Here is a 4362-nt window from a genome sequence, read left to right as displayed (position 1 = left end):
ATTCATCCCAGCCCAATGGCAAAAAATGACCAAAGAAATAAGTGGAACTAAATGGGGGTTGACTGATACTGGAATAAACTGGGAAGCTCCGGGAATGGGTGGATTAAATCCAGCTTCGGTAGATGCCGGTTATGGACAAAATGATTATCAAAAATATCTTGATGACATAAAATCGGCATGGGAGGAAGCTGATAAGAGTTTAAAATACTACTCCAGCGATAATGTAGATTTAGAAAATAAGTTAATAAAATTGGCCAAAGAAAAAGGCTCTACGGAGGTATTGACAAATAAGTCGCTATTGGACGAAAAGAAAACGCTTTCAGAACAACTTACTTATTATAAAGCTATACTAAAATATTGGAATGTTGATTTAGAAAACAAAAAATCCGGTTCTGACAAAAACCCGTTCTCACTCGATGTGGACAAGCTTAAAAACCAGTTAAAACTAATGGAGGAAGTCCGAAAGTTTTATCTGCAACTCGAAGGGCTGACCACTGGGACTGGACTTGAATACAACATCCCGAATGACATGTCTGAGGTTTTTGGCGGGAAACAAGAATACGCTAAAGCTATGGAATCGTACACCGACGAGCCTTGGCGTAAGGCACTTGAAAACTTAAAAACAATCGGGGAAGATATAAGAAAAAAAGCAAGCGATGTAGGCAATAAAGCCGGTATTGAGCTTGCCGATAGTTTTATTGCCGGGATAAACAGTACCATTGCGGACATTGACAAAGAAAATGTATTGGAACAAGAATCTGTAAAGATAGCATTGAAAAAAATGTACGAAAATATAGATTTTAAATCCATTAATCCATTTGGGGCTGGAATTGATTTATCGGTAACCGAAATAGTTTCATCCTACGATAAAGCATTGAAAGAAATTGAAGCCAAGATCGCTGAGTTCGATGCCGAGGGTGCCAGGTTGACCAAAAAAGAAGATATTGCTGAGTTTAAGGTAAAAAGGGACTTAGCGATCGGATATTATAACGAAGAGAAGAAAAGGTTAAAAGCCAATGCGGAAGAAAAACTTGCCGCTTTAGCCACTCAATATACAGAAGAACAATTATCTTCGGCTGGGTTATTGGATATTTTCAAGGATATAAATAGCGCCAATCTATCCCAGTTGCTTAAAATAAAAGAAGTGCTAAACAGTATGACTACTGTTAATTTAAGCCCAGAAACTAAAGCAGCTTTGGACGCTTTGGGACTGACGGTAGATGAGTTGTTGGTCAAATTAGGAATCCTGACCGGAAGTAACAAAAAAATAGTAAATTTAGAGATATTTGATGAATTTGCTACTTATGCCAGTTCCGCGGCAGAAAGCATGGTTGAGTTGGGAGATTCATTATCTGACGATACTGACGAAAAGGTGGCCAAATTAGGAAAATCCTTGTCCATGCTCGGAACTGAACTAAAGGGAGTGGTAGATGTGGCAAGTGCTTTTAGCAAAGATAAGGTATCTGGGATAATAGCGACCGTGGGACAAGTGGTAAGGCAGGTAAGCCAAAACATAGACCAACAACAAAAACATGCCGAAGCCATCGAACAATTGAGCATTGCACAAAATAAATCAGCGACCAACTATGAAATGTGGGCAAATTCGGTCATATTGAACACAAAATATGTAACCGATGCCCTTGGTAATTTAACTGAAATACAAAACGATGTATTTGGAGTGGCCAATCCGTATTCGGAAGCTATTTCCGGGGCTGCGGCATATAAAGATGCGATAGACGGGTTGGTCAATAGTACCGTAAAAATAACCAAGACCGAAAAAAATTGGAAAGATTGGTTGTTTTTTAGCAGCAGAAAAGGGACTACAAAGACAGAAGATATGTCTTTGCAGGACGCTTTAAACAACGAGGCTAAGATACAAACAGGTACTTCCACGACCGGTGCTTTATGGTGGAAAAAGACAAAATCGACATATTCCTCATTAGCTTCGGTTTTAGGTGTGGATGAAATAGATATATTTTCAGACGAGCAATACCAAAAAGCTTTAGCCAATTATGACTTACTCGATGAGCAGACCAAGGCGATGGTTGACCAATGGGGCGAATATAAAGATGCCGCAACGGAAGCCATAGACCAAGTGAATTCAGCAATGGAAGATTTGGTTGGCAACCTCGGTTCGGATTGGATGGATGCTATCGTGGATGGATATATTAATGGAGCTAATGCTGCCGATACATTTAAGAACAGCGTAGAGGGTACAGTGGAGGCTATGTTGGAGCAAATGATAAAATCCACCCTATTGGCACCGGCTTTTGCCAAGCTACAAAAAGAACTATATGCGGCACTTGGATGGACGGTAAATGAAGATGGGACGATAAATACCGACGCATCGGTAGATCCAGAAAAAATTGATTGGGCTAAAATAGTCGGCGAATGGTACGATAATACTGGTATTGATAGTATAATCACCAATTCGCAAGCAGAAATGGACAAGCTTAAAGAAGCGTTTAAGACATACGGCCTCGACTTATGGACCGGTGACGAATCCGGTGGATTAAGCAAAGGTATCCAATCTATTACTGAAGATACGGCCAATATAATTGCAGCCTACCTAAACACAATCCGATATCAGGTAATTTTAAATACCGGATATTTGCAACAATTAGTGGCAAATGCGCTGGGCGCACAAGCATTGGCCAACCAACAATTAGCCCATCTGGCGGCGATAAGGGACAATACCGGCAGGACCGCCGATCTATTAGAAGCCGTGTCGAGGGGTACTAAAACATTAAAAGTAGCATAATGATAAACAATTATTATATACAACTTGGGACTGATGTTGCGGTGGATATTTTCAATACCTATGGGATATACGTTTCAAAAACGGAAGGATTGGATGGGTTGCCCGATGCCAAAGAGCCATTTTCAAGGGATTGGGCAGAAGAACAAGGGTTGGATGTTTTTCTACCAGACGTAGTTACTTTTAAGGAAAGGCAGATTAAAATAACCTTTGCTGCCATAAAAACGCTTACATCGGAAGCAAAGTCCAATGTAAAAAATTTTCTTAAATATTTATTTTCAGAAGAGCAATTTTGCTATTTTGACACTTTCAAAAAAGAAGGGTTCAGGGGTTATTATTCCAAACACGAAATAAAAAATGCAAAATACGTGGAATATACCACATATATCGAATTTGAAATGACATTTGTGGCCCCGAACGGTATCTGTTTTGGCCAAGATATTTCTTCGTCGACAGGGATTACCTGTATAGTAGAAGATGGGGTATCGGCTGATTTTTATTTTTCGGACGGGACGAGCGTGTTGGGGGCAACGGAATCTTTTAATGACAATAAAAATGCTAATTTTGTGATAATACTGCCATCTGTATTCGACGGTGCTTATATTGAAACAAGGTCAAACAAGTTGTTTGGGTACAACGGTAAAATTTTTGGTTACAACGGTAAAATTTTTGGATATTAAAAAAAATAAATTATGGCAACTTTTTCAACACCTATAATTGTTTACGTACCAAATGATCCAGGGGTAACCCCTGCCGAACGTATTGCTTTTATGCAAGCAATGGGGTGCGCTATCGACACGGAAGTCCCGCATAAAAATACAGGTACTTCGGAAACTATATCAAGGATATGGTCGTTCGATCAATTACCTTACCTTAATAGTGCGGCTTCGAGCAATAACCACCCGGTAAGGAAGGTGGAGTTCGATGACTTGGCGGACTTGGTAAACGAAGTCCAACTGGATTCTGCTTTGGACGCAGAGGTTGTACATTTGGACGGGTTGGAACTCATCGAAGGGGAAAAGGTTTTTGTAGCGTTACCTACCCTTCACGTAACTTCCTTGACCCCAACTGGCCGTCAATTGATAAGCGCTACGGTGTGCGATGCACAAATTGCGGCATATAACGGTGGTTTAAAACGTAAGATTATAAGTATCGGCGACTGGGATATGGATGCAAGCCCGTTTATAATTGTGGCGCATGGAGTTGCTGATTTTAAAAAAATAAGAAATATACAGGCCATAGTAAGGGATGATGCTGATATGTCTTATTATCCATTGAACAGCATTGATAATTTGACCGGAACTACCCCAGATGGATCTGTTTCGTTTTGGGGATCAATCAACGTTAATTTAATGAGGGTAAATTCTGGAAGTTTTGATAATACATATTTTAGTTCTACTTCTTATAATAGAGGTTTTGTTATTATAGATTATATTACATGATGACTCTAACCATTTACCATAAAGACGGGACTGCTTTCGGCGAACTAAAGGCTTTTGAATTTTTATCGGAACACATGGGGGATTCAAAAATAACGGCCACTATTTATTCCCCGGACAAGATTGATTTTGCCATAAAAGATTATGTGGTTTTCAGGGATGCCC

General features: G+C 39.8%; 3 protein-coding genes. All 3 read left to right on the top strand.

Annotated elements, in window-relative coordinates; translation table 11 throughout:
* Nucleotides 1-25: 25 nt before the first annotated feature.
* From WC310_05810 to WC310_05800, 3 genes are read left to right on the top strand one after another with little or no spacing between them, the layout of a single operon-like run.
* Nucleotides 26-2761, top strand: coding sequence for a hypothetical protein (locus tag WC310_05810; protein ID MFA5359297.1), 2736 nt, complete (start codon nucleotides 26-28; stop codon nucleotides 2759-2761).
* Entirely contained in the window at nucleotides 2761-3438 is a 678-nt protein-coding gene (locus WC310_05805) for a hypothetical protein (protein MFA5359296.1), read from the top strand. The genes WC310_05810 and WC310_05805 overlap by 1 nt, the downstream gene beginning before the upstream one ends.
* Nucleotides 3439-3450: 12 nt before the next feature.
* Nucleotides 3451-4200: a hypothetical protein gene (locus tag WC310_05800; protein MFA5359295.1), complete on the top strand. Its 750-nt coding sequence runs from the start codon at nucleotides 3451-3453 to the stop codon at nucleotides 4198-4200.
* The last annotated feature ends 162 nt before the right edge of the window (nucleotides 4201-4362 follow it).

It is taken from the genome of Patescibacteria group bacterium (assembly GCA_041653535.1).
Classification (GTDB): domain Bacteria; phylum Patescibacteriota; class Patescibacteriia; order JACRDY01; family JACRDY01; genus JBAZFH01.
Note: the sequence above shows the minus strand (reverse complement) of the source record. Positions and strands in the feature narration are given on the sequence as shown.